The following is a 23,352-nucleotide window of genomic DNA, read 5'->3' on the forward strand; positions in this document are numbered from 1 at the left end:
GACCTATTGATCAACTATCAATTATTCAATCGAAATTTGCGCTTAATTTTTTCAGACCCGGCACTGGCCGAACTTTTGATAATCGGAGTCACAAACATCACAAATTGGCTCTGATTTCGTCGAAAATCCTTTGATGCATAGAGCGATATAATTGGATTTCGGCTGGCATTGGCCGGGAGTTTATTGTAATTCGTGCCACTGTCATTGGTGATCAGACCTCCCACGGCTGCACTTTGACCACTGCGCACGACAATGACAGTTTGGACCTCTCGAGCGGATGTCAATGGTCCTTGATCCGTGTAAGAAACCAAGCTCTTCACAGAAAAATTTAATTGCAATTGCACACTATCAGATCGTGCACCCAAAATGGCCGGGGTAATGTTTGATCGAATGCCAGTCTCCTCAAAGTTAGTAGATGGCTGGCCCTGCGCATTAACTATTTGATAGGGAATGCGCGAAATAGAATTGATGATTCCAGGATTTCCGTCTTGAACAATCAAACTGGAACTCTGCAAAACGCGCGCGTGTCCATGTTCCTTTGCCCAATTGAGCTTTGGCAAAAGATTTGAGATCGTACCCGTGATCGTCGTCACCACGCCACCGGTCGAGTTCCCCCCTGTTGTGAATTTCATCGACGATCCATCTCCAATGTCTGGAGTCCATTGAAAACGAAAACTCTTCGTGTAATCCTTTTGCAATTCGACATAATGGACAACTAGTTGAACAATTTTCTTTGGTTCCTCGGCAGGCGCTGGCTTTAGCTTGATCAAGTTAATCACCACATCAACCTTGCGAGGAAGGATCTTTTTGTCTGCCTCTGCCGTATCAACCACAACATCAGGCACATAAGTTTTCGAGATAATTTCTGCCCGATCCTTCTCCAGCTTATCGTTGGCAAAACCCTCCAAAATAAATTTGCCATTGACCGCACGAACGGAAATTTCCGGATTATTTATGTCCCTTTCAATTAATTCGGCAATCTTGCGTTGGGCGACTGGACTTAAAACCACGAGAGTGTCGGCAGATCCACCGTACTGCTTTACGACCGCGTGAATTCTCGCCATGTCTCGAGGCAGTAAGATCTGGCCGTCCACGATCACCTTTGAGTTCAAGATCTTGATCGTAATCCCCTCAATGTCACCTAAAAGGTCGCCTATTTCGCGCGCGACCTTGCGAAGATCAGTCTTTTTAATGTCGAGATGAAATTCATAAAGAACTACTCCTGTGGCGGGATCCTGAACGATCAAAGTCGCAACTCCTATTTGCTTGGGATAAAATCGGAGTGTCTTTGTCTCTGGATTGTACTGAACCTGAGTCTTTCCACGAAAGGTTCCTGATTGACTGATACTAGCTGGAGCATTGGGAATGATCTCATCGTGGTAGACCCCAACTGACAGCGCAAGATCCTTTACCGGATAGCCAGCCTTATCATCGCCGCAAACCTCTGCCGAATAATTGGCTAGGCACACCAGTATAATCAGTCTCGCAAAGGCAAAAGAATTTCTCCTTTTCCTCAGCTCTGAGATCTTGAACACGTTGGCTACCTTGCTCAAATTCATTCGTTATAAATCCTTCCAAGGGCCCTTAGCCTTCTTCTTTGCGGCAGAGGCAGGGGGAAGTGATGGCGGAGGTGGTGGTAAAGCCGCAGTAGGCGACCTCAGCTGCTCCGCAAGCATTGGGCTGGTCACTCTTCCTAAAACTGATTCTACCGTGGAAGATGGAAGTCTCCGAGGAGTTCGATCGCTTGGATGCCTCAATGTCAAAAACAATGAGCCCGGAGAAGTGGACAAAATATAGATCAGATCCTGCGCCTCCTGGGGAGATACCTCAACGGTAATATTGGTAAAAGTCGTATCACCTCGAATGTTCTTGATGAAGTCTTCTCTCCCCTGCTTCTCATACAGGCGTGGCAATTCATTAAATATTTTTAGACCAGTCGCCAAAATAATTACATCTTGCATAATTGTTTTCACTTCGCGCCTTTGTGCAGGACCCTTACCGACATCAAGTGCGGCAATAATGTCGATGCGGTCACCGGGCTTTACAAGCTTTCCAACTCCTCGCATTTCGTCAACGGGCAGGGTTACCGCTCGTTTACTGGGGGCTACCTGCAAAGATAGTCCCGTCACTGGACCTGGTTCCATGATTTTGCTTTCCAAAATTTGCTCGTCTTTTTTGATCGGAGCTAGGGCGACCTTTCCGACAGCGAGCTCAGGATTCGAAAGCGCCGTAGGCTCTATGAAATCAACGGGCTTTTCAACGACCTGAAGCATGGTTTCATCGATCGTATTCATTTCCATGATGTCCTGGTTAGCCACTACGACTCTCTGCTTGGCTCCAAACTTCTTTGTTAGTTCAGCACTTTTCTCCTGAGTGTAGCTGTAGAGTAAAAATACAGAAAACAGGGCCGCCCCCACGCTGATCCAAAGTGTTCTTGTTTCATTTTGATTCATTTAAAAATGCTCCTTCCATCAGTTGTCCCCACAGGCTGCAGATAAACAGATTCCATAACCAACCATGATCCAAATAGGACTCACCTCAACTGTCTCGTTTCGCAATCCAATTCCATTGAATACATTTTGATTGTGGACATTAAATTCGCGACCGGTCTGCGCCACATTTCGTCCCACCGCAAGTGGTCGCTCAGATGCGAAAAACTCTGATTGCGGACTTGGAATTTCAGTTAATACTGCGTGAAAACGAATGCCAAACAATTGTGTCTGCAGTGGATCTGACAACCCACTTAAATTTTCTCTAAATAACGTGAGATTAGTTCGGTTTCTGAATGTTTCAAAAGCGTAAGTGCGCGCGGCAATGGATTGCAAAATACCTGTATGAACGGCACCAAACAGTCCCATTCCGTAACTCATCAAAACAGAAAAGATAACCAAAAGCGGGAGAGATTCAAGAGTCGCCATACCTCTCTGCTTGCTATGGCGGGTTCGCGACCTTGGAGACCAATCGAAATCCCTCCTCTGAAGACCATTCCTATTAATCTCCATATTCAACACCCGTTATCAGTGAAAGTCATATAGCCACCATCAGACGTGCTCGTCGAATATCCCACTGAGCCAATCGCTGAAAGCTTGCGAATGGCGATCCATCGATTGCGGGAAAAATTTATACACTCGTTCGTAGTCACTTCCCTGCCCAGATACGAAGCAATAAATGTATTAAATCCGTCGCCTGATCCATCTCCCTCATTTGTGGTGGAACCATAAATGGGAATATTGAAGTCAAGCATGCGAGCAACAAATGAAGTGCCAACGCCCCAAAAAAGATTGGGGTCGCCTGCATTCGTTGGCTGATATTCAGGAAATTTTAGAGAAATGTCCCCGACAATGGGTGGATGCTGAATTGAAAACCAACCATTATTATAAAGCGTAGTAAAAACTGGATGATTTGTCAGCTCTTCATATTTATTAGTTGCCAAGGTTTCCTGCGCTGGCGGGGCAATGTGAGCCGCATAAAAATTTCGAGCTGAAGCAAATGTAATGTATTGAGTGACCTCAACCATAGTGAGAGTCAAAGACAGAGCAATCATTAGAGATGCAAATCCCAGAACCATAAGAAATGCAAAAATAAAATCGATGGTTAAGATACCTTTTTCTGAATTTAAAACTGAAAATGGATTTTGAGCGTTCATTTTGCAGCAGCCCCCTTCACCGATACATGTCGCCTGTGAACGTTTGGATGAACCTGCATGCTAGCTGACCGTTGCGCCCAAACTCCGTTTTGAATCATCCCTGCCAAATTCTGCCAAGGTCCGGAGATAATTTTTCTTATGAGCTCTTCCTTTTTAAAAAAATTTGAAACAAACATTGTAATACCCAACAACACGATAGCTAACAAAACGGCCTCGACAACTGATTGTCCCTTTTGACCTGAATTGAGAGCATTTGAGGTGGAAGCCCATATTTTCATCGTCTAGCTCCAGACCAGGCTCAATTGAGTCAACCAGCCAAAGGCGAGAGCTACCGTATAGGGAATCCTTTGGAGCTGTAGGTCCTCTCTCTTTGTTCTTGGCAGGGCCAGTTTGATTGTGTTTTTCAATAGCTTTATTGCATTTCCAGAAAGAACAGCTCTAATGAAGCCTAACAGAGCTCCCCAAAAAAACGAATACACTAAAACCCAAAGGACCGTATTCCAATCCGTAGATAACCCAAAGACAGTGAGAAGTTTAAGATCACCTCCACCCAGTATTCCGCCTTTAAAAAGAGGAATACACAGCACAATCGCCATTCCTGAACCTAAAAGTCCCTGATTTATCCCTGATAATTGCATAAATATACCAACCGTGAGTACCGTCACTAATCCGAGACTGAGGATGAGCCAGTTGTGAACTTTTCCTGATCGAAGATCATCAATAAGACCAGCCAATAGGATAGTGGTGGGCAGCCCCACGGCCAATACAGTATGCACGTCAACTCCCACCCGGCCTTAACCAATTGATTTTATCGCCGTCTGTTGCTTTACGAAAGCCCCACCCTGTTGAAATATTTCTCTCAACTCGAGCTCCTAAACGCGGCCCGGATTTTTTAAATGTTCCCCAAAGGTCCAGAGTCACCAAGGAAGACTCCCATGATGATGAAAGCATAAAGTCCTAACAGCAGAACCAGCTCAACGGTCATCAGACAATCCCCCATGTGAGTGTCAACCGCATTCAACAAACGTCATACACAGAACCTTCAATTCGCTCATTGAAGGTTCTTCATTGCCCTAGACCAGTGAAAATTTCTTCAGAAACAATCACTCACCAGTAGGAACAATACTTCCCATTCCGCCAGCCAAATCGCTCAATTTCTCTCCAACCATTCCTTTGATTCGCGGACCAAATAGCATCACAAGTCCGACAACAACCACAAGGAGCAGGATATATTCTGTTGCTCCTTGACCTGACTCATCAGACCAAATGGCTTTAGCGAATTTCTTGAGGTCTCTCATAGCGTTCTCCCTTATTTCTGTATCGGTACAAGACGACCAATACATGAGCCTTAGGACAATGACTTCCTAAAGAATTTATATATTTTTAATTATTTACCCTATGAATTCACGAACTACGTTTAGCGATTGATAAACGTGAAATGCGCTATGATTTGATTGTAGCATGGGTTTGAAAAGCCTCAAGAAATCTCTTTCTATCGAGCATTAATTGACACTCTTATGCTTCAACATGAGACAATGTCAAAAATCTATACACCTACTTGTCATCAACTCGGCACAAAGTTGATTTTGCTTCAAAGTCCCCACTCCACTTGTAATTGCGTTTGACACGCAACTGAGCCGCTGCGTGACGGAACTCACCTGTGACGGACTTATCACTTTTACAAGCCTTCATGAAGGAATCTAGCGAAACCTTGAATTCCCCAATCTCAAGGCCACTTTTTGCCAACCCAACCAGCGCTCGAACCGAGTTTGGATCAGATTTTGCGGCCTGGCTAAAATATTTAAATGCAGAATGATTGTCCTGAATCTCCAAGTGATATCGACCAGCCGCGCTCTGAACAAACTCAGAGTTCTGAAATTTTTTTGCCGCATCTATATAGGCCCTCTGTGCCTTCACTTTTTCGCCGGCATCACGATAGTTATTTGCAAGATAAACATAAGAGTCAGGATAATCCGGATCCCTATAAATCGCATCGAGACAATTTTTCAATCCGCTATCTATGTATCCATCAAGAGAATCTAAGCGACAAAGCTTGTGATAAAATTCCTTTTTTGCACCAAATATTTTCGACATATCCTTAAGAACTATCTTTGCTTCATAAAAATTATTTGTCGATTCAAAGAGAAAAAGAAGATTTTCGTAAGCCGGAAAATACTTTCGATTTGAGCTAATTGCAGCACGGTATGAACTTGTTGCCTCATCTGTTTTCTTCAATTCTGCATAGGCATCTCCTATTCGTGTTAAGGCGAGATAATCTGCTTCATTTTCCTTGATAGACAATTCCAAAACACGAATCTCATCTGTGTACTTTTTTTCGTTATGCAGGGAATTCGCCAACAAAAGACGAGAGGATTTCGAAATCTCAGTCAAATGACCAATAAGCAGCTCTTCAACTTTCCGATGGTCACCCGCCTGAAAGGCCTGATTTGCGTTTTCCTCTCTCGCCTTTGTCGATTGCTTTGGTTCTGAATGATCTTTAGAAGATCCACCTTTTCGGGTCTTGTCTGCAATTGCGGACTTACCAACTAAAAGGGCTACTGAAAATCCCAAAACAAACCGATAGAGCATGGTGAATTATACCAACAATTGTTCAATTGTGGACGATAAAAATGAATGATACAAAGCTGCCGACATCTCGACTCATCCTTTCTCAATCTGGACAGGGCGTGATCGAGTACATCTTAGTCCTCATTGTTATCGTCTCCATTGCCATTGGCGTTCTCTATCAATTTAATGGATCATTCTCCCGATGGGCCACTTCCTATTTTGGCAGCTACTTCGCTTGCCTCCTCGAGACCGGTGAGCTTCCAGGGATAGGGGGGACCGGTGGCGACACTGGAATCTGCAGTCAACTTTACGAGAAATTTACCTTTACGGCCGGCGTCCCTCCCGGAGGAGGTGGTGGTGGCGGTGGAGGTGGTGGTGGTGGCGGCGGTGGCGGTAACGGCGGTGGCGGCGGGACAAAAAAGCCGGCTCCCTCTCCGGGAAGTGAAGGAAGTGGCAATTCGTCAGGACAGGCCTCTTATTCGAGAGCTGGCGGTCGACGGAAAGCAAATAGTAACTCTAGTTTCGATCAAGGTGATCGTGGCGCGCAAGCTTCAGTGAAATCAAAAGGAAACCGAGCCAGGGCCGGAGGTAAGAATCTCTATACTGGAAGCACTGAAATATCTTTGCCAAGTTCAGTGTCGGGACAGGCTGATAGAAACAAAAGATCAAGATATCGACATTGGATAGGGCCTTTGGCCTAGCCGCCGACAAAGATAAAAACGCAGAAGACAAGATCGCCGCAAAAACAAAAAAGTGATAAGCTAGGGGGAGCTTCCAACAGAGAAGAAAAAATTAGAGTCAACCGTAAGATCGCTGCAAAAGAGCAAACTATCGATGAAAATGAGATGTCGTTTGGTAACTTCATCCGGATTCTGATTATAGCGGCAATTATTATCGCCCTCGTTGTTCTCCTTGGTGGCCAAGGCCTACAAATAAGCAAATCTTGGGATTGATGCGATAAGTTATTGGCAATTGCATTCCATCCCGCCCTTAGCAGCATCACATGAGAGAAAATTTTCAAGGAAATCTGGGATGTTGAATATTTGATACTAAGTAATGAATAGTATTCAGTAGGGGGATGTGGGGATGGATAGCTCGGGAATAGTCACGATTTATCGTGAAGGTATTTTTACTTTAGAGGAGGCCGGCGAATTGCTGCCGGTGATCCGTCGATTAACTAAATATCACAGCGAAAAGGTGGACGCACTGATCAGTCGCCTGGAAACAGAATATCCGCAAGGACGGGGAGGCTCGGTACTTGAAGAAGAAATTAACTCATTGATCAATTCATGGCACGACAAAATCAAAAAGTTGGGCGCCGTTTCTAAAGGACTTTGGCTGGTTGACTTTGACTCTGGAGACGGGCATTTCTGCTGGAAATATCCGGAAGAACAAATCATGTATTGGCATGCCTATAACGATGGCTTCAGCAATAGAAGACCCATCGAATATTGGATAAGGGAAAGGCTGAGAACCTCTGAGCGGAATTGTGCACTCCAAATAGACTAAAGGTGGTATTTTCTTGGCACTTAACCGTCTACTTTTTTAGTCTATCTGTTCGTGAGGAGCATTTTCATGAGGATTGCTTTGGCGCAAATCAACTCGGTTTTGGGTGATTTTTTTGGAAATAGAAAAAAGATTTTGGACTATTGTCAGCGAGCAGCTGACAAAAATTGTGACCTCATCGTCTTTCCGGAGGCATCTTTGTTTGGATACCTCCCAATGGATCTTCTTGAGCGTCCCTCAGTTATTGATTCTCAGAAACGACAGTTACATTTTCTGAGCAAAGAGATACCAAAAGGATTGGCCGTTCTACTTGGGGCTTTCACAGATAATATGAATTCATCAGGAAAGCCGTATTGCAATTCAGCGGTACTCCTTTCAAAAGACAAACTCCCCAGGTTCTTCCCAAAAAAACTGCTCCCGGCCTACGACGTTTTTGACGAGGGAAGGCATATTGAGCCAGGCCCACCGAAAGGGATCAATTTTTTTTCGCTCAAGGGTAAAAACATTCTCGTCACCGTCTGTGAGGATCTGTGGGCATGGCCGGAGATATCTCCCTCGGGAAGGTCCCCCTATGCAATAAATCCCCTGACGTCTGTGAAAAAGAAAATGGACCTGGTAGTAAACCTCAGTGCCTCACCTTTTACTTCACAAAAGGGTCATTTTAGAAGGAAGGTGGTCGCAAAAGCTGCCTCCTGCTTTAAGGCTCCAGTGATTTACGTCAATATGGTGGGCGCCCAAGATGAGTTGATTTTTGACGGTGGTAGCTTCGCGGTGGACAAAAGCGGTAATATGCTGACACAGGCACCGTTTTTCGAAGAGAATTTGCAAGTCATTGATCTTGATGAGCCCAAGAATCACGCCCCCAAGAAGTTCCCCTCCTTCAAAAAGCGCCATTCCAAGATCGAACTCCTTCGCCAAGCTCTTGTTTTGGGGATGAGAGATTTTGCACAAAAAGTTGGTATTGGTCGTCTGCATCTCGGCCTGAGCGGAGGTATCGATTCAGCTCTTGTCGCCTGTTTGGCAAAAGATGCAGTTGGACCTCAGAATGTATGTGGCATTTCGATACCCGGCCCCTACAGCCGACCAGAGAGTCTTACCTCAGCAGAACAACTTGCTCAGAATATTGGAATTGAGTTCAAGATCATTCCAATGAATCCCATTTACTCTTCTGTTATTTCCGGGATTGAAGATTCCTGGGGGGCTCGAGAATTTGGTTTGATGAACGAAAATGTTCAGGCGCGATTGCGCGGACTGCTATTAATGGGCTATTCAAATCGGGAAAATAGCCTCCTTCTAAATACAAGCAACAAGAGCGAACTCGCTGTCGGGTATAGCACCCTCTATGGAGATCTGTGTGGAGGACTTTCTCCAATAGGCGACCTTCTTAAGGGCGAAGTTATAGCTATGTGCAAACATTATAATTTGGAATCCGAACTCATCCCTCATGAGATCATCACAAGACCTCCCTCTGCTGAACTGAGACCAAATCAACTGGATCAAGACACTCTGCCTCCCTACGAATTACTGGATCAAATTGTTCATAAGTTGGTCGTCAAACGAAAGGCGCCGCGTGGCCCATTGGAAAAGAGAATCTTAAGCCTCATGGTTGCCTCAGAATTTAAACGATGGCAGGCCCCACCGATATTAAAGGTATCCGATCACGCCTTTGGTCGAGGACGCCGTTTCCCCATCGCCCAACATTCTCTCGATTAAAGGACTGAATAGCCGTCTATAACAGGCCATCCAAAAAACCAAGTTGCTTTGGTTGAGGTACGATCTGCGGAAATCGAATTTCTGCACGGCCAGTCAAATTAATCAAATTTTCAAGGGGTGGCATTTCTAGAATATTTCCAGTTATTTTCCTTATCAAGTGAATGAAAAGTTTCCCACAGTAAGAAGCGTCTGCTTGAGCTCTGTGGAATTCTTGGGAATCAATGTTCAAATGCTGAACAAGGGTACCTAAGCGATAGTTAGCCAATCCTGGCAGGATCCGCTTCGCCATCCCATAGGTATCAAGAATTGCGCCTTTAGGGGCTCGCGCATCAAACTTCTTGATATCAGAGGTTAAGAACTGGGCGTCAAAAATCGCATTGTGAGCAACGATAACATCGGCATCACAAAATTCAGCAAAGGAATCAAGCAGAACATCAATTGTCGGCTTTCCTCTAACCATGTCGTCCGTTATTTGGTTAACTCTAGATGCTGCAGCAGGAATTGGAACGAGGGGGTCCACCAGAGTTGTGTAAACAGACTCTACAACCCCATCAACAAATCGAACAGCCCCAATTTCAACGATCCTATCGACCCCGGGCAAGGTTCCCGTTGTTTCAAGGTCAAACGCTACAAACTGCATAGATTTTTATTAGCGAAGAAGTCATACTGTTTCAACAATGTTCATCAAAAAAAATAAAAATCATGATACTTCATCCATTCTCTTCAATCCGCCTGGCGAAAAGGTCACAATTGGAACCAGCAAGACTGTTTTAGATGTTGCACTCAGACATGATATTGATATCCCGCACTCCTGCGAAGGAATGGGAACGTGCACAACCTGCCGAGTGATTCTTACTAAAAATCCCGTTTCAGGTTTTTTGCCACGAACGTCGATTGAAAATGAAGTCGCCATTGAAAGAGGATTTCTTGACGAAGAACGCCTTGCCTGCCAGCTGATCCCTTGTCCTGGCATGGAGATCTGCATTCCAAATTACCGAAAATGAAGCCCCTCACAGTCATGGCTACTTGTTTGCCCAAACTAGTCCCGCACAAAAAAGGGATTCGTAAAAATCCATGGAATCCACTTCTTGCCATCGGGAAGAGGCAAGGTCGGAATAACCCTCACCATGACGCGATAAACGCCAGGACCGGGCAATCTCAAAGTTGTCTCCACAGAATTAGATACCATGATTCTCTCCCCATTTCGGTAATAGATAACGTCAAAGGGCACGTTCGGCTTCTGCGGCAACACTGTTTTCAAGATCATTCCCGCTTCAAATTTAAGATCTCCTCCAATGAGCACAGGAGGCTGATGCAATCGTTCAATAAGAGAAATAAAACCCCTCGGATTCGCAAGGGAATCTAAACTCATATAAAACTGCCCTTTTCGAATCGCGGAGGCGATTTTTACTCGATCTGACTTCCCATCACCAGTCAACTCTGAAGGCAGTAAAATGTGATTCCGAACAAGACCAAATAAAGTTGAATAGGAAGGAAATTCAATTGAATACTTTTGTGAAATCCTCAGTTTTGCTTCAGCATCCGACCCCTGCAAATCCCAAAACCCTTCTATCGAGATTCAAACGATCCCAAAGAGCAATTTCCTCCCAAGGCATATCGAATATTCTAATAAGCGCCATTCTGCTGTTAAAAGGATACAGAAATAAAGTCCAAAAAAATGAAGCTTTTCTCTCAATCCAAGATTTCTGCCAGATGGATTTTAGATTGATAATTTCAATCCCATCCAACCCAACAGGAAAATTCCCTTTCCATTTAAAACCGGGTTTAAATGGGTGAGCCAAAACAAAAATACCTAAATCTTTAGTTCTATTGGCATTCGTTAGTTGGTCCGCAAAAAAAATCTGCGATCGACCAGGTCCTCTTAATTCAAGGGGGTCCGATGAATCAAAATTCAATATTCTTGAATCTAAATAACTGTATTGTCCATCCACAAAAACATATAGGTTTCCATGATATCCTTCAAGATTCTTAGGTTTCAATTCCTGATTTAAATCAGTAAAAAAAACAAAATCCAATTCCGATTCTTGGGCAATGGAAATCACATCCTGAATGCTACGACTTCCCCTGCCTGAGGCAGTATGAACATTCATAATTCCCTGATAATCATAAAATCCGCTCGGATTCTTGGTAACGAGCTCTGCTGGCATCACAGAGAGATTCCATTGACTAATAACAAGTCCGTATCCAATAAAGAAAATCAAAACACCAGAGAACAACAGCAGCTTTTTCATTTAGGAATCACTTTGAGTAAGTCAAAATCATCCCCTATCTCCGTTCGATCAGAAACAATGAAATCTGTGTTGTAATCGACAGGCAATGATTCTCCACGTAATGTGAGAAAATAAAATAGCTCCCTAGGAGGCATTGATCCTTCCAATCCATCAAAAAAATCAAATCGCCCACTTCCGCGAAGCTTGTAAATGGCTTCTCTATTCAAAAAACTCATCTTGGCAGCGACCTGATAAGAATGCACAAACAACGGCCTGTACTGCCTCGTTTCCCCGAAAGCTGATTCTATCCGTTTAATCTCCTTCAATTTGGATGGCGTCCACTTTTCTGGCACGATCCCATAACCCAAATCCACAACAAAAAATGAAGTCAAAGCAACCCAGGTAACCAAAGTTATTTTAAACAGTCGCGAAGGAAAGTAGAGACCTGCCACCGCTAGAAAGAAGGGGTAAGCCAATATTGGCCAATTTGCTTCTACCTTGCCCCTAAAAGAACTCGCCAGAAAAAAAATGAGAGGACCCAAAGCAAAAAAGCTCACCCATTTCGGCAACCTCTCACTTCGAAAATTTATCAAAAACGCCCAAACCACAAAGGGAAAAAGCAAACCTATCTGTCCAATAAAATAGGACCACGTCCAAAAAGGATTCCATTTTGAATGGCCTAAACCGTGATTGATTTGAAACCGAAATGATGCAAATTCATTATTCAAATTCCATAACCACACAGGCAAAGACGTCAGCGAAAAGAAAAACGCCGCAATCAACAGACACAGCCAATGTCCGCGGGTCAGCTTTCTTTCCCACAGGACCCAAGTCAGGCCGATCAGACCAAAAAGACCCATGTGATACTTTGAGCAAAACCCCAACCCCAAACAAATTCCAAAAGAGGCGGCCCATTTCAATGATTTTGTTTCAATCGTACGAAGAAGAGCCAGTGTCGCTAAGGGTAAAAAAAACATCAGTGGCAAGTCTGGAGTGACCACAATTGAGCCAGGTCCGGTGAGCGGATTTAAGAGCCACAAAATCGCCCATTTCCACACTTCGTCTTGGCCAAGGAATCTCTTCAATATGGGGATCCACACCCAAAATGACAAATGAAGAAAAATAACGGAGGGAATGCGCACGAAAGAATAATAATTTTCAAAGATACGGCCAAATTGGAAGAGCCAGGCCACAAACGGAGGATGATCGAAGTAGCTCAATTGAGGGTACTTTGACCATACCCAGTAATAGGCCTCGTCAGGTGACAGGGGCAAATAACCCGCAACTATTATTTTGATTAGCAAGGCTATTACCCATAGCCAGCTCAGACGTGACAAAATCAATTCCTGGTTATGGTTATGGATATTTTAGTTTCTTAGATTTCCCAAGATCCCCAGGAACTCCCTTGTCGATGCCATTGTGAATAATATTGACTGCCCCCCCGTCCATAAGGTCAATGGTAACTGAAGATTTCCCTTTAATCGTGTGGACTTGCTCTGGCTGCAAGGCGACCTTTTTCAACTCCCCACCATCAACGCGAAAAGACACTTCAACTTTGTCCAAGGCTTCAATGATAATCTCCTGAGCTCCACCTTTTAATCCAACAGGTGCTGCATCCTCCTCAGTCGGATTCTTAGGGGTATTCAATGCCACTTTCGGCATTACTGCCTCCAATGGCTTATTCACTGGCTGGTCTGAAAGTTTGGCTGGGACTGCGGCAGCAGAAACCGGCGGAGCTACCTTGACCCCGGCAATTGGCTTTTGCACTGGTGACGTCTCAACAGGCAGTTTTGGTCCTGCTGTCCCGACGATCTGTTTACTCGGCACTGGATTTTGATTGGGAGGCAAAGCAGGGACCGGAGTCTTCTTCGTTTCGTTTGCAGTTGACCGCGACAATTCAGATCTGGCAGTGTCAGACTGAATCGCAGATCCCTCTGATTTCGCCGTTCTCAACTGATCGCCCTCTTCACTGGCAGTTTCGCTCTCATGTTTTAAGCCGACAATATCTTCAGGGGCATCGGAAACGTGGCCCTCTTTTTCATATTTCTCAACGATCCCTTTCACTCCAATAATCAATCCTATGAGCAGTATAATACCGCCCGCCACCAACGATTTGGAAGTCAATGAAGTATCCTTAAGAATCGGTAAATCGTGATACCAGGGTATTGATGAACTCTCTTTCTTCTCTGGAACCTTGCCTTGTACCCCAAGTTCTTCTATCGCTTGGGGCTGTATATTTAGCTCCTCATTAAAAAGAGCCAATAACTGGTCACCGTCAATCTTGAGGTGACCCGCGTAGGACCGAATAAAACCACGCAGAAAAGAAATGGCCGGAAGCTTATCCATGTTGCCGGCCTCCATGGCTTGCAAAACACGTGGATTGATTTTGGTTGCTAATGCAACCTCACTGATTGTCATGTTCTGCTTTTCACGATTCTCTTGTAATACCTTGCCCGTATTTTTCATTTCCACCTACCTGATCATTTCCAGCATATTCTTGGACTGACTACTGTACTTCCCCTCGGGAAAAAGAGCGATCAACTCCTCAAGCCGAGCAACAGCGCGAGACTTATCCCCAATCTTAAAATAACTAAGTGCGCTAAAATAATGGGGCTCATCGAATTTTGAAGACTTGCATAAAGCAATCGCTTGGTCAAACGACTCTGCGGCTAACTGAAAATCGCTCAACTCGAAAAGAGCCCGTCCATAAAAGTTGAAAGTGAGACAATTCTCCCTTTTTATCCCAAGCGATTTCTTTAGATAGTCCCTGGCCACAGCGAACTCGCCCTTATTGAAATAAGCAATTCCCAAATTCGTCAGAGTTTTATCTGGAAATGGATATGTAAGGTCCTCATTTGCTCGTTTTAACACGGCTATAGCCTGATTATAGTTCCCCATTTCGATATAAAGTCTCCCCAGATTATTTCTTGCATCCGTGTAATGAGGAGACTTCACCAGAGCCAATTGAATGTGTTGTTCAGCTTCGGGGTACTTTTGCCGGACAAAAAAGGCAAGTCCGAGGTTGTTTTGAATGGCCGGATTTTCGGGGGTCTAATTGCTCAGCTATCAGTAATTCTTGAAGAGCTCCCGGGTAATTGCCCTTTCCAAGTAAAGCCGTCCCAATCTGCAAATGAAGTTGAGCCCGACGCTCAACCGTTGCCTGTCCCGGAGCACAAGAGACAAGCAAAACAGGGATTAGGTGTATAGAAACAGCCGCTAGAATCGATAATTTCGATTTACGAAACCTCATTTTGAGAACCTAACAAAGAAATGACATCGGAGCAAAAAATACACCATGAATGTTTCATGGAGTTTGCGCACAGCTTCAGGGAAAATCACCCAAAAGCCAAGGATCACGAGCTTTCCAATCCGTCCGCAGGAGAACGTTCTACAAGTGCTTATCGCCCCCAAGAACTATATGTTAACGATCTCAGACTTCTCAAAAAATAAGCTCAGTTCACGGTCTGCACTTGCGTGACTGTCGCTACCATGGACCGCATTCTCACCCACATTGTCGCCAAAGAGCCGACGAATCGTTCCCACAGCTGCTTTTGCAGGGTCAGTGGCACCCATAAGTGTTCTATTCTTTTCAACAGCATTTTCACCAGCCAAACAAATGATCACCACGGGTCCGGAAGTCATAAAGCTCACCAACTCACCAAAAAAAGGTCGAGCCTTATGTTCAGCATAAAATTCTTCACATTTGGAACGATCAAGCCTTGTCATTCTTAAAGCGGCAATCCGGAGGCCGTTCTCTTCAAATTTTTGGATAATCGCGCCCACAACGTTCTTCTTGACAGCATTTGGCTTAATTATACTAAACGTTCTTTCACTTGCCATTTTTGTCTCCTCGCAAAATTCCTGGGCTCCTTATAGGCGGGGCCCAAGAGATGCGTCAAATAGATTTATTTCAGGCTGTTCTTAAGAGTCAATCCCAGTTCGGCTGGGCTTCGGGCTATCGAACACTGAGCTGCTTGAAGAGCTTCAAATTTGGCTTCGGCCGTCCCCTTGCCACCGCTGATAATGGCTCCCGCATGTCCCATCCGTTTTCCCTTTGGGGCGGTGGCTCCGGCAATAAAACAGGTCACGGGCTTCTTGAATTCACGTTTGATGTACTCAGCCGCCTCCTCCTCTGCTGAGCCACCAATCTCCCCAATCATGATGACGGCGTCTGTGTTCTTATCCGCATTGAACATCTCCAAAATATCAATAAAGTTTGTCCCGTTCACAGGATCGCCGCCAATGCCAATGCAACTGCTCTGGCCAAGTCCTTGATTGGTCAGCTGCCAAACAGCCTCATAAGTCAGAGTTCCCGAGCGAGAAAGCACACCAATCCGACCGGGTTTGTGGATATGCCCAGGCATAATTCCAATCTTGCACTCTCCCGGTGTGATAACTCCAGGACAATTAGGGCCAATGAGACGTGTCTTGCGACCCTGCATATATCTCTTCACTCTCACCATATCCAGGACTGGAATTCCCTCTGTGATGCATACCACCAAATCAAGCTCGGCATCAACGGCCTCCATGATCGCGTCTGCAGCGAGAGGAGGAGGCACATAAATGACGGATGCATTGGCCCGGGTCATTCGAATCGCTTGCTCAACTGTGTCAAATACGGGCAAACCTAAGTGTTTGCTGCCACCCTTGCCAGGAGTAACCCCTCCCACCATCTTGGTACCGTAAGCAAGCGCTTGTTCGGAGTGAAAGCTCCCCTGTGCTCCAGTTATACCCTGGCAAATAACTCTTGTATTCTTATCCACCAAAATAGCCACTAGCGACCTCCATTTATTTGGCCAACAATTTTCTTTGCGGCATCAGTTAAATCATCAGCGGGGATGATGTTAAGGCCACTTTCAGTCAGAAGCTTTTTCCCTAGTTCAACATTAGTCCCTTGCAATCGAACTACCAGCGGAACTTTTAGGCCCACCTCTTTGCTGGCCGCAATCACTCCTTCAGCAATGATGTCACATTTCATGATCCCACCAAAAATATTCACCAAAATGCCCTTCACATTGGGATCCTTGAGGATCAACTTAAAGGCATTGGTCACCTTCGCCTTGTCAGCTCCTCCTCCGACATCGAGGAAATTCGCAGGACTCCCACCTTGAAGCTTAATGATATCCATCGTGGCCATTGCCAGACCAGCACCATTGACCAAACAACCTATATTGCCGTCCAATTTAATAAAGGCGAGTTCATATTTGCTCGCTTCTATCTCTGCGGGGTCCTCTTCGCTCAAATCACGATACTCAACAATGTGAGGCTGTCGGTAAAGGGCGTTGGAATCAAAGTTCATTTTAGCATCAAGGGCAATGACCTCCCCCTCTTTTGTTTCAACGAGTGGATTGATCTCCGCCATTGAGCAATCACTTTTAACAAAGGCCTCATAAAGACTCAAAAAAACCTTGGATGCCTTGGCTGCAACCTTCTCCCTCATCCCAACATTAAAGGCCAATTGTCGAGCCTGAAAAGGCATCAATCCAACTGCTGGATCAACAACTACCCGAAAAATCTTTTCAGGGGATTTTTCTGCTACCTCCTCAATGTCCATTCCTCCCTCAGAACTTGCCATCAGAGTAACTCGGCCACAGGCACGGTCTAACAGAGCCGCAACGTAATACTCCTTCGAGATGTTACAACCTTGTTCGATATAGAGTCTCTGAACAACTTTCCCGTCGGGGCCCGTCTGGTGAGTCACCAATTTCATTCCCAAAATATCTTTCGCCAAACTCCGAACTTCATCGAGAGACCTGGCTAATTTTACTCCGCCCCCTTTCCCTCTTCCTCCAGCATGAATCTGGGCCTTCACAACCCACAATGAACCTCCAACATCCGTTGCCGCTTTTACGGCTGCATCTACTGACACAGCCATAACGCCCTTCAAGGTCGTTACGCCAAAATGACGAAGAATCTCTTTGGCTTGATATTCATGTATATTCATTTCTTCTCTCTCCTTTGGCCTTATGCCCTACTTGTAATTAAGTTTTCTGAGAGCCTCGACAAGTTCTCGCACTGCCTTCACCGAATTATCGAGGCCAGCTCTCTCTTCATCGTTGAGCTGCACTTCGATTACTTTTTCAAGGCCCTTACCACCCAATTTGCAAAGTACTCCAATAAAAAGATCTCGAACCCCGTATTCACCCCTTAAAAAGGCCGCACACGGCAATATTCTTCCTTGGTCTTTCAAAATTGATTCAGCCATCTGCACGGCGCTCGAGGATGGCGCATAGTATGCCGAACCCGTCTGTAAAAGCTGGACAATTTCGGCCCCACCTTTTCTTGTTCTGTCGACGAGAGCTTCGATGCGGTCCTTCTTCATGATTTCCATAAGAGGAACTCCACCAACAGAGCAGTGCCTAGGCATAGGAACCATGGTGTCCCCATGGCCCCCAAGAACAAAAGCTTGAATATCTTTAACACTGACGTTCAATTCTTCTGCAATGAATGATCGAAAGCGAGCCCCATCAAGCACTCCGGCCATGCCGATCACCCGTTCCGGAGGATATCCCAAAGTTTCTTTTGCAACAAACGCCATAGCATCAAGGGGATTGCTCACAATAATCGCAACGGCGTTTGGAGAATACTCCCGAATCCCTTCACATACCGCTCGCATAATTTTCGCATTCGTCGCAAGCAAGTCATCACGACTCATTCCGGGTTTCCGCGGAATTCCGGCAGTGATAATCACCACATCTGATTGAGCAGTGTCCTTATAGTCCTTGGTTCCAAAAACGCGAGAATCAAAGCCTTCAACTGGAGATGCTTCAAAAAGATCAAGAGCTTTTCCTTTGGCTGCTCCCTCATTGATATCGACAAGAACAACATCGCCGAGCTCCTTTATTGCTGCCCAGTGTGCGCACGTGGACCCAACAAAACCTGCACCTACAACAGTTATCTTTTTTCTCTTATGCATCATGATTTCACTCCTCCACTCCCTCTCATAAAATGTTGTCAATTCGCAACAAAATCAAATGTTTAGATTCGATGTATAGCAAACCCAGGCTTTTGTACAACCAATCTATCTATATTAATGCCAATATACGGTTTGAAAAATACTTGCGACGATGATCTCAGTCCAGATTAATGCCTGGCACAAGCTACGAAGATAATCAAATTTGCCAGTCTCTTGTGGTTTTGCAAGAATGTAAGTGGATCACCAACAGTTTTATTTAACTGGAATTTGCAGCATAGTGTCAACTTTGATTGAGCTTAGAAATATCAGTGTGAGTTTCGATGGGCGCGAGCTCCTATCGAACATCAATCTCAGGATAGAAAAGGGGGAAATCTTTGTTCTTATAGGTCCAAGCGGCCAAGGAAAGTCAGTGCTTCTCAAGATAATTGCCGGAATTCTCGAGCCAAGCCTTGGACAAATTTTTATTGATGGAATTGATCTCTATCACTGTCCCTCCTCCAAAAAGACAGATCTCATGCGTCGCATGGGGATGTTATTTCAAAAAAATGCTCTATTTGATTCTCTCACTTGTTCGGAAAACATTGCTTTTTTTCTCCGGGAGACCACCGCTTGTGATGAACCAGAGATCCACCGTCGAATCGATTTTTTTCTAAACGAAGTCGGTATCCTTCATGCCCGAGATCTCCTGCCAGAGGAAATCAGCGGAGGAATGCAAAAGCGGCTTGGAATTGCGAGGGCTCTGGCCTTAGATCCAGAAATTATTTTCTACGATGACCCAACTGCTGGACTGGACCCAATTACAAGCCGCAAAATTGTCGATTTAATTATCAAACTGCAAAATGAGAAAAATTCGACCGTGATTGCAATTACCAACGATATGAATCGGGCCTATCAAATGGCCGACCGAATAGGTATGCTCATTGACGGGGGCTTGATCATCACTGGAACTGAATCAGAGACGAAGGCACACCAAAACCCAGCAGTCTATCAATTTATCCGCGGTAACTCCAGTGGTCCGCTGACGGTGTCTGGATGATTCGATTTGAAAATGTGATCAAATCATTTGGAGACCGAAGGGTTTTGGATTCCATCAGCTTTGAAGTCAAAGCGGGAGAAATTCTCTTTATTTTGGGAACCTCGGGCACAGGCAAATCAGTTTTACTCAAGAATATCGTTGGCCTGCTCAGACCTACATCTGGCAAAATTTTTGTGGATAATACAGAAGTCAGTCACCTCAGCGAAGAAGAGTATTTCGATATCCGAAGAAAATGCGGAATGGTCTTCCAACACCCGGCACTGTTTGACTCCTTAAGCGTTCATGACAATATCTGCTTTGGACTCCGACGACATTTTAAACTGTCAGAGGATCAAATTGACAAACGTGTGCAGGAAGTTCTTCGACTCGTCAATCTCCCAAAGATTTCGGAACAAATGCCCACCAGTTTAAGTTATGGAATGCAAAAGCGAGTCAGCCTGGCCCGGACGATCGCAATCGGACCGAAAATTCTCCTTTTTGACGAACCCACAACAGGACTTGATCCCGTCACCACCACAACTATCAATGAATTAATTCGTTCCCTCAGTCGAACTCTGAACACGACCTCTTTGGTCGTCAGCCACGACATGCGTTGCGCCCTCGCTATCGCCGATAAAATTATTGTTCTCGATAAGGGCAAAATCATTGCATGGGGAAGCCCCGCAGATTTGAAAAATTCAGACCACCCACTCGTTGTTGAATTCCTACAGGAGGCCTTGGCAATTGCATTTACTGATTCTAGTAATTAATGATATTGGAGGATGCCTCATTTTCTTGAAGGACGTCTCCCTCATTGCTCTGAAGGGCAAATGGCATTTATCGCTCATTTGTGAGCAGATTTGGAAGGTCACCAAACAGAGCTTCTCGACCACAGGCCTGGCGGGATTTTTTGTTGGCGCTATTATGACAGTTCAATTCACGATGCAGGTAAAGGAGTTTGGGGCCCTGGGATACCTGGGCGGCCTCTCAACCAGTGCGACAATCCGAGAGGTGGGCCCTCTTCTTATTGCCTTCATGTTGAGCGGAAAGATTGGCGCCTTTACTTCAGCAGAGCTGGGAACGATGAGGGTGACTGAACAGATTGATGCCATACGATGTCTTGGAGCCAATCCCATACGTGAGATTATCTTTCCGCGTTTTGTAGGAATCGTTGTTTCTAGTTTTTTCCTTCTGGCCCTTGGCCTGATCATGTCTGTTGCAGGAGGACTCCTCATGGGCATGTTTTTTTCTGGAATTAACCCAGAAGAATATTTACGCCATATACCAACGATAATTACGAGTATCTCTATTGGAAATGGCTTGATCAAATGCTTTACCTTCGCTCTCATTTTGGCCTCCATTTGTACGTATAAGGGATATACAACGACAGGCGGGACAAAGGGAGTTGGCCGCTCGGTCGTCAGCACTGCTGTAGCTTCTATGGTTGGAATCGTCGTTGCAGATTGGATGACAAGCTTTGTTGGTGAAATTGTCCTAAAGATGGTGATCAATTGATAAAAAAGAAGGAAATATCACCCATTCATGACTCAATTTCAGGAATCATAGGATTCTCAACCTTGATAGCTCAAACCTTGGGTCGAACTATTTCTCCCCCGTTTCGTCCCAAGGATATCCTTCGCCAAATCGTGTTTGTTGCTTACGAAAGCACACCCATTGTCGTCTTCTGTGTCAGCTTCGCGGCCGTCGTGACGATCATTGAGGCCAGTTTTCACATGAAGCTCGTCATAAAAAACGATGCTTTGGTTCCAGGCTTCGCGGCCCTTCTCATACTTCGCGAACTGGGCGCCGTGGTATCAGCCCTATTGGTCACATCTCGCGTTGGTGCAGGACTCGCCGCAGAAGTCGCCAGCATGCGAGTCACCGAACAAATCGATGCCCTCCGAATGCTCGGAATTGACCCCGTCCGATTTCTGGTCGTCCCCAGATTTGTCGCATGCATCATCGGAGGAATTCTACTGAGCGTAATCGCCAATCTCGTCTGCCTCCTTTGCGCGATGATTGTCAGCCAAGCGAGTCTCGGATATTCTCTCGGCAGCTTTTTGATGTCCATGCGGACTTTCGTAAGTTTTCAAGATCTCATATTTTCCACGGTCAAGGGGGCCTGTTTCGGCGCCACGATCCCATTGTTTAGTTGTTTTTATGGGTTCCGCTGTAAACCAGGAGCAGAAGGCGTCGGCCTGGCCACCACAAGTAGTGTAGTTTCAACATCTGTAGCCATAATTATTATTGATTTTGTACTTTCTTGGTTGTTCACTCATTTTTACTAGGGACGGTGATATGAAAGCAGAAACTAAGGTCGGGATTTTATTTTTAGTGGCTGTCGCATTGGTGATAGCTTTCGCCTATTTTCTTGGAGTTCTTAATCCATTCTCAAACACCTCCGATTTGACCGTGGCATATAATTTTGCCGGAGGAATTGAAGTGGGTTCACCCGTGCGAGTGATGGGAATCAAAGTCGGCAAGGTTAAGTCGATTGATTTTTCCCCTGATCTAAAAATGAAAAATGGGGAAGAAGTAAAGCTTAAGATTAGTATTCAAGTTGATAAAACTGCTTGGAAAACTCTGCGCCAGGACTCACGCTTTTACATCAATCTTGCGGGGGTCATTGGTGAGAAATTTTTGGAAATTACCCCTGGATCCTCAAGTCAGTCCGCTCTGGAGCCTGGAACTATTGTTCGAGGGGAAGATCCCCCACGCATCGATCAGCTCATTTCTCAAAGTTACGGGCTGGCCGGAAAAATAATCGAATTTGTCGACAAAAACCAGGGATCCGTGGTCGACACCATTGAAATGATGAATCGTTTAGTTACAAATTTGAATAAAACTCTCCAACTACTCGACAGGGCGACCTCAAACAAGGAAGCCGAAAAATTGGTCAAAAATCTCATCGTTATTTCAGACAACGTGGCGCACTTAACCCAGGATCTGCGAGGCCCTGAAGCTGAGAAAACGCTGGCCTTGCTCAATAAATTGATCTGGCGCCTCGAAAGTCTAGATAAAGGCGCGATCAAGAAATTTCTCCAAGAAGAAGGCATCAAAGCTAAGTTATTTTGATAAGGAGCCCAGATGGTCAAATTTTCTCCCCGTCTCTTCGCGCTCTTGCTTGTGGGTTTTATCTCCACCCAGGCACACTCGGCCATTCTTCTAGAAGAGGGCTCCCGAAGCGTCATCAGCCAAATCCATATTCCTCGCGAACCTGACGGTTTTTCTCTCAGAAACCACAGAAAGGTGGGAGTTGGTCTAATTGGATCCGGAGTATGGGGAATTCTTGGCGCCCACCTCGAGTTGAATTTCTCAAGCGAGTTTAGCTTACAGGGCGGTGTTGGATTTGGAGAGGGGTATCAGACCTTTGTGACTCAAATCCGGAGATACATTTCGGGTATTTCCTTCCTCCCTTATATTGCCGGAGGGATTGGACGTTGGTACACGGTGGGAACTGGAAAAGGCGAAATACAGCGAACAAACCCAGGTTTTCTCGCCGATCGCTTTTTGAGCCAACATGAGAGAAAAACGGGACAGTTTTCTGAAATTTTTCTATTTCCAACGCTGGGAATCCAATATCTCCAACTGGGTGGAGAGTGGTCGGGATCTTCAGTTTTCGCTGAAATCAGTCTTTTGGTTGATATTGAGGATCTTGTTCTCACTCCTACTGGCGCTCTCGGATACACCTACTTTTTCTAAAGTTCTCCCAAAATGCCTCCCCAATGAGATCAAAAAACAAAAGCCCCTGGGATAA

The 23,352-nt window shown here is 45.2% G+C and carries 28 protein-coding genes; 10 read left to right on the forward strand and 18 right to left on the reverse strand.

The annotated features are described in order from the left end of the window. Window positions 1-17: 17 nt before the first annotated feature. The 8 genes from IPJ71_09695 to IPJ71_09730 all read right to left on the reverse strand — a co-directional run bounded on the left by IPJ71_09695 (window position 18) and on the right by IPJ71_09730 (window position 6,235). The gene (locus tag IPJ71_09695; protein MBK7843955.1) at window positions 18-1,559 is read right to left on the reverse strand and encodes a pilus assembly protein; all 1,542 of its coding nucleotides are present in this window, start codon (window positions 1,557-1,559) and stop codon (window positions 18-20) included. A 3-nt stretch (window positions 1,560-1,562) separates the two neighbouring features. Then, on the reverse strand, window positions 1,563-2,453 hold the full coding sequence (cpaB, locus tag IPJ71_09700; GenBank protein ID MBK7843956.1) for a Flp pilus assembly protein CpaB: 891 nt from the start codon (window positions 2,451-2,453) through the stop codon (window positions 1,563-1,565). A gap of 18 nt (window positions 2,454-2,471) precedes the next feature. Then, window positions 2,472-2,918 (reverse strand): hypothetical protein, encoded by a 447-nt coding sequence (locus IPJ71_09705; protein MBK7843957.1) that lies wholly within the window; start codon window positions 2,916-2,918, stop codon window positions 2,472-2,474. Window positions 2,919-3,004: 86 nt separating this feature from the next. Next, window positions 3,005-3,646, reverse strand: a complete 642-nt coding sequence (locus tag IPJ71_09710; protein ID MBK7843958.1) for a hypothetical protein — start codon at window positions 3,644-3,646, stop codon at window positions 3,005-3,007. Beyond that, a complete protein-coding gene (locus tag IPJ71_09715) occupies window positions 3,643-3,924 on the reverse strand; it encodes a hypothetical protein (GenBank protein ID MBK7843959.1) in 282 nt (93 codons plus the stop codon). The genes IPJ71_09710 and IPJ71_09715 overlap by 4 nt, the downstream gene beginning before the upstream one ends. A gap of 3 nt (window positions 3,925-3,927) precedes the next feature. Continuing rightward, window positions 3,928-4,422: a prepilin peptidase gene (locus IPJ71_09720; GenBank protein MBK7843960.1), complete on the reverse strand. Its 495-nt coding sequence runs from the start codon at window positions 4,420-4,422 to the stop codon at window positions 3,928-3,930. Window positions 4,423-4,749: 327 nt separating this feature from the next. Beyond that, window positions 4,750-4,944, reverse strand: coding sequence for a hypothetical protein (locus IPJ71_09725; GenBank protein MBK7843961.1), 195 nt, complete (start codon window positions 4,942-4,944; stop codon window positions 4,750-4,752). Window positions 4,945-5,200: 256 nt separating this feature from the next. Then, the gene (locus IPJ71_09730; GenBank protein MBK7843962.1) at window positions 5,201-6,235 is read right to left on the reverse strand and encodes a hypothetical protein; all 1,035 of its coding nucleotides are present in this window, start codon (window positions 6,233-6,235) and stop codon (window positions 5,201-5,203) included. 41 nt (window positions 6,236-6,276) lie between these two features. Between IPJ71_09730 and IPJ71_09735 the strand changes: the two genes are divergently transcribed. The 3 genes from IPJ71_09735 (at window position 6,277) to IPJ71_09745 (ending at window position 9,433) form a co-directional block, all read left to right on the forward strand. Beyond that, window positions 6,277-6,915 carry a hypothetical protein gene (locus tag IPJ71_09735; protein MBK7843963.1) on the forward strand — a complete coding sequence of 213 codons (639 nt, stop codon included), beginning with the start codon at window positions 6,277-6,279 and terminating at the stop codon, window positions 6,913-6,915. Window positions 6,916-7,300: 385 nt separating this feature from the next. Then, window positions 7,301-7,723, forward strand: a complete 423-nt coding sequence (locus tag IPJ71_09740; GenBank protein MBK7843964.1) for a DUF2203 domain-containing protein — start codon at window positions 7,301-7,303, stop codon at window positions 7,721-7,723. A gap of 66 nt (window positions 7,724-7,789) precedes the next feature. Further along, a complete protein-coding gene (locus IPJ71_09745; protein ID MBK7843965.1) occupies window positions 7,790-9,433 on the forward strand; it encodes an NAD+ synthase in 1,644 nt (547 codons plus the stop codon). 16 nt (window positions 9,434-9,449) lie between these two features. Here IPJ71_09745 and IPJ71_09750 read toward each other — a convergent pair whose 3' ends face one another. Next, complete coding sequence (locus IPJ71_09750) at window positions 9,450-10,073, reverse strand: 3'-5' exonuclease (GenBank protein ID MBK7843966.1); 624 nt, start codon at window positions 10,071-10,073, stop codon at window positions 9,450-9,452. Between the two features lie 37 nt (window positions 10,074-10,110). On the opposite strand from IPJ71_09750, the gene IPJ71_09755 reads away from it, so the two are divergent. Beyond that, window positions 10,111-10,437 carry a (2Fe-2S)-binding protein gene (locus tag IPJ71_09755; GenBank protein MBK7843967.1) on the forward strand — a complete coding sequence of 109 codons (327 nt, stop codon included), beginning with the start codon at window positions 10,111-10,113 and terminating at the stop codon, window positions 10,435-10,437. Between the two features lie 35 nt (window positions 10,438-10,472). Here the strand turns inward: IPJ71_09755 and IPJ71_09760 are convergent, their stop codons facing one another. The 9 genes from IPJ71_09760 to mdh all read right to left on the reverse strand — a co-directional run bounded on the left by IPJ71_09760 (window position 10,473) and on the right by mdh (window position 18,583). Next, window positions 10,473-10,988 (reverse strand): hypothetical protein, encoded by a 516-nt coding sequence (locus IPJ71_09760; GenBank protein ID MBK7843968.1) that lies wholly within the window; start codon window positions 10,986-10,988, stop codon window positions 10,473-10,475. Further along, window positions 10,969-11,685: a hypothetical protein gene (locus IPJ71_09765; GenBank protein MBK7843969.1), complete on the reverse strand. Its 717-nt coding sequence runs from the start codon at window positions 11,683-11,685 to the stop codon at window positions 10,969-10,971. Before IPJ71_09765 ends, IPJ71_09760 begins: the two co-directional genes overlap by 20 nt. Beyond that, window positions 11,682-13,001 (reverse strand): glycosyltransferase family 39 protein, encoded by a 1,320-nt coding sequence (locus IPJ71_09770; protein MBK7843970.1) that lies wholly within the window; start codon window positions 12,999-13,001, stop codon window positions 11,682-11,684. Before IPJ71_09770 ends, IPJ71_09765 begins: the two co-directional genes overlap by 4 nt. 19 nt (window positions 13,002-13,020) lie before the next feature. Beyond that, a complete protein-coding gene (locus IPJ71_09775) occupies window positions 13,021-14,130 on the reverse strand; it encodes a helix-turn-helix domain-containing protein (protein MBK7843971.1) in 1,110 nt (369 codons plus the stop codon). Between the two features lie 6 nt (window positions 14,131-14,136). Next, window positions 14,137-14,619 carry a tetratricopeptide repeat protein gene (locus tag IPJ71_09780; protein ID MBK7843972.1) on the reverse strand — a complete coding sequence of 161 codons (483 nt, stop codon included), beginning with the start codon at window positions 14,617-14,619 and terminating at the stop codon, window positions 14,137-14,139. A gap of 459 nt (window positions 14,620-15,078) precedes the next feature. Beyond that, window positions 15,079-15,504, reverse strand: a complete 426-nt coding sequence (ndk, locus tag IPJ71_09785) for a nucleoside-diphosphate kinase (GenBank protein ID MBK7843973.1) — start codon at window positions 15,502-15,504, stop codon at window positions 15,079-15,081. A gap of 65 nt (window positions 15,505-15,569) precedes the next feature. Further along, on the reverse strand, window positions 15,570-16,439 hold the full coding sequence (gene sucD / locus IPJ71_09790) for a succinate--CoA ligase subunit alpha (protein MBK7843974.1): 870 nt from the start codon (window positions 16,437-16,439) through the stop codon (window positions 15,570-15,572). Then, entirely contained in the window at window positions 16,439-17,608 is a 1,170-nt protein-coding gene (sucC, locus tag IPJ71_09795; GenBank protein ID MBK7843975.1) for an ADP-forming succinate--CoA ligase subunit beta, read from the reverse strand. Before sucC ends, sucD begins: the two co-directional genes overlap by 1 nt. Window positions 17,609-17,635: 27 nt before the next feature. Beyond that, a complete protein-coding gene (gene mdh / locus IPJ71_09800) occupies window positions 17,636-18,583 on the reverse strand; it encodes a malate dehydrogenase (protein MBK7843976.1) in 948 nt (315 codons plus the stop codon). A gap of 274 nt (window positions 18,584-18,857) precedes the next feature. Between mdh and IPJ71_09805 the strand changes: the two genes are divergently transcribed. The 6 genes from IPJ71_09805 to IPJ71_09830 are packed head-to-tail and all read left to right on the forward strand — an operon-like array spanning window position 18,858 to window position 23,297. Continuing rightward, window positions 18,858-19,616 carry an ATP-binding cassette domain-containing protein gene (locus IPJ71_09805; GenBank protein MBK7843977.1) on the forward strand — a complete coding sequence of 253 codons (759 nt, stop codon included), beginning with the start codon at window positions 18,858-18,860 and terminating at the stop codon, window positions 19,614-19,616. Further along, window positions 19,613-20,365, forward strand: a complete 753-nt coding sequence (locus IPJ71_09810) for an ABC transporter ATP-binding protein (GenBank protein ID MBK7843978.1) — start codon at window positions 19,613-19,615, stop codon at window positions 20,363-20,365. Before IPJ71_09805 ends, IPJ71_09810 begins: the two co-directional genes overlap by 4 nt. Continuing rightward, entirely contained in the window at window positions 20,340-21,110 is a 771-nt protein-coding gene (locus IPJ71_09815) for an ABC transporter permease (GenBank protein MBK7843979.1), read from the forward strand. The genes IPJ71_09810 and IPJ71_09815 overlap by 26 nt, the downstream gene beginning before the upstream one ends. 47 nt (window positions 21,111-21,157) lie before the next feature. Beyond that, window positions 21,158-21,883, forward strand: coding sequence for an ABC transporter permease (locus tag IPJ71_09820; GenBank protein ID MBK7843980.1), 726 nt, complete (start codon window positions 21,158-21,160; stop codon window positions 21,881-21,883). Between the two features lie 10 nt (window positions 21,884-21,893). Then, complete coding sequence (locus IPJ71_09825; GenBank protein ID MBK7843981.1) at window positions 21,894-22,670, forward strand: MCE family protein; 777 nt, start codon at window positions 21,894-21,896, stop codon at window positions 22,668-22,670. Between the two features lie 12 nt (window positions 22,671-22,682). Continuing rightward, complete coding sequence (locus tag IPJ71_09830) at window positions 22,683-23,297, forward strand: hypothetical protein (GenBank protein MBK7843982.1); 615 nt, start codon at window positions 22,683-22,685, stop codon at window positions 23,295-23,297. The last annotated feature ends 55 nt before the right edge of the window (window positions 23,298-23,352 follow it).

Source organism: Bdellovibrionales bacterium (assembly GCA_016714165.1).
In the GTDB taxonomy this organism is placed as follows: domain Bacteria; phylum Bdellovibrionota; class Bdellovibrionia; order Bdellovibrionales; family UBA1609; genus JADJVA01.

What these genes read in the sequence shown, in the direction of transcription:
- IPJ71_09695 (MBK7843955.1), bottom strand. Translation starts at nt 1,559, where the DNA reads ATGAATTTGAGCAAGGTAGCCAACGTGTTCAAGATCTCAGAGCTGAGG.
- cpaB (MBK7843956.1), bottom strand. Translation starts at nt 2,453, where the DNA reads ATGAATCAAAATGAAACAAGAACACTTTGGATCAGCGTGGGGGCGGCC.
- IPJ71_09705 (MBK7843957.1), bottom strand. Translation starts at nt 2,918, where the DNA reads ATGGCGACTCTTGAATCTCTCCCGCTTTTGGTTATCTTTTCTGTTTTG.
- IPJ71_09710 (MBK7843958.1), bottom strand. Translation starts at nt 3,646, where the DNA reads ATGAACGCTCAAAATCCATTTTCAGTTTTAAATTCAGAAAAAGGTATC.
- IPJ71_09715 (MBK7843959.1), bottom strand. Translation starts at nt 3,924, where the DNA reads ATGAAAATATGGGCTTCCACCTCAAATGCTCTCAATTCAGGTCAAAAG.
- IPJ71_09725 (MBK7843961.1), bottom strand. Translation starts at nt 4,944, where the DNA reads ATGAGAGACCTCAAGAAATTCGCTAAAGCCATTTGGTCTGATGAGTCA.
- IPJ71_09730 (MBK7843962.1), bottom strand. Translation starts at nt 6,235, where the DNA reads ATGCTCTATCGGTTTGTTTTGGGATTTTCAGTAGCCCTTTTAGTTGGT.
- IPJ71_09735 (MBK7843963.1), top strand. Translation starts at nt 6,277, where the DNA reads ATGAATGATACAAAGCTGCCGACATCTCGACTCATCCTTTCTCAATCT.
- IPJ71_09740 (MBK7843964.1), top strand. Translation starts at nt 7,301, where the DNA reads ATGGATAGCTCGGGAATAGTCACGATTTATCGTGAAGGTATTTTTACT.
- IPJ71_09745 (MBK7843965.1), top strand. Translation starts at nt 7,790, where the DNA reads ATGAGGATTGCTTTGGCGCAAATCAACTCGGTTTTGGGTGATTTTTTT.
- IPJ71_09750 (MBK7843966.1), bottom strand. Translation starts at nt 10,073, where the DNA reads ATGCAGTTTGTAGCGTTTGACCTTGAAACAACGGGAACCTTGCCCGGG.
- IPJ71_09755 (MBK7843967.1), top strand. Translation starts at nt 10,111, where the DNA reads ATGTTCATCAAAAAAAATAAAAATCATGATACTTCATCCATTCTCTTC.
- IPJ71_09765 (MBK7843969.1), bottom strand. Translation starts at nt 11,685, where the DNA reads ATGAAAAAGCTGCTGTTGTTCTCTGGTGTTTTGATTTTCTTTATTGGA.
- IPJ71_09775 (MBK7843971.1), bottom strand. Translation starts at nt 14,130, where the DNA reads ATGAAAAATACGGGCAAGGTATTACAAGAGAATCGTGAAAAGCAGAAC.
- ndk (MBK7843973.1), bottom strand. Translation starts at nt 15,504, where the DNA reads ATGGCAAGTGAAAGAACGTTTAGTATAATTAAGCCAAATGCTGTCAAG.
- sucC (MBK7843975.1), bottom strand. Translation starts at nt 17,608, where the DNA reads ATGAATATACATGAATATCAAGCCAAAGAGATTCTTCGTCATTTTGGC.
- mdh (MBK7843976.1), bottom strand. Translation starts at nt 18,583, where the DNA reads ATGATGCATAAGAGAAAAAAGATAACTGTTGTAGGTGCAGGTTTTGTT.
- IPJ71_09810 (MBK7843978.1), top strand. Translation starts at nt 19,613, where the DNA reads ATGATTCGATTTGAAAATGTGATCAAATCATTTGGAGACCGAAGGGTT.
- IPJ71_09825 (MBK7843981.1), top strand. Translation starts at nt 21,894, where the DNA reads ATGAAAGCAGAAACTAAGGTCGGGATTTTATTTTTAGTGGCTGTCGCA.
- IPJ71_09830 (MBK7843982.1), top strand. Translation starts at nt 22,683, where the DNA reads ATGGTCAAATTTTCTCCCCGTCTCTTCGCGCTCTTGCTTGTGGGTTTT.